Genomic DNA, 332 nt, shown 5'->3' with positions numbered 1-332 from the left:
GGCTAGTTTTGGATTTAGAGCTAATACTTGCTCGAAAAATCTTAGATGCCCGTAATGGTTATAGACGATAGTATCAAGCCTATCGTTATCCTTAGCTATGTAAATTTTAGTCATAATCTCTCCTGAGCTCCAAACTAAAGCTCTGCGTAAAAAACGCTCCGTTTGGGGTAAATACGGCTTGTTTTTCGCTGATTTTAATAACCGCAAACCTGCCGAAATATTTGCCGTTTCCGTTGGTTAGCGCATAGCTTTGCCTTGAGTAAGCTATATCGTAAAGTCTTTTAAGTGCCGTTTGTTTGTCGCCGTTATAGGGCATAGTCTGGCCCTCTATG

The 332-nt window shown here is 41.0% G+C and carries 2 protein-coding genes; both read right to left on the bottom strand.

The genetic code is table 11. The annotated features are described in order from the left end of the window. On the bottom strand, positions 1-114 hold a 114-nt coding region (locus tag UNSWCS_RS11735), incomplete at its 3' end, for a tail protein X (protein ID WP_035144058.1). Beyond that, a partial coding sequence (locus UNSWCS_RS10760) for a phage tail protein (RefSeq protein ID WP_035144057.1) occupies positions 107-332 on the bottom strand: 226 nt, incomplete at its 5' end. The genes UNSWCS_RS11735 and UNSWCS_RS10760, both read right to left, overlap by 8 nt.

The organism is Campylobacter concisus UNSWCS (genome assembly GCF_000466685.1).
GTDB lineage: Bacteria > Campylobacterota > Campylobacteria > Campylobacterales > Campylobacteraceae > Campylobacter_A > Campylobacter_A concisus_A.
Note: the sequence above shows the minus strand (reverse complement) of the source record. Positions and strands in the feature narration are given on the sequence as shown.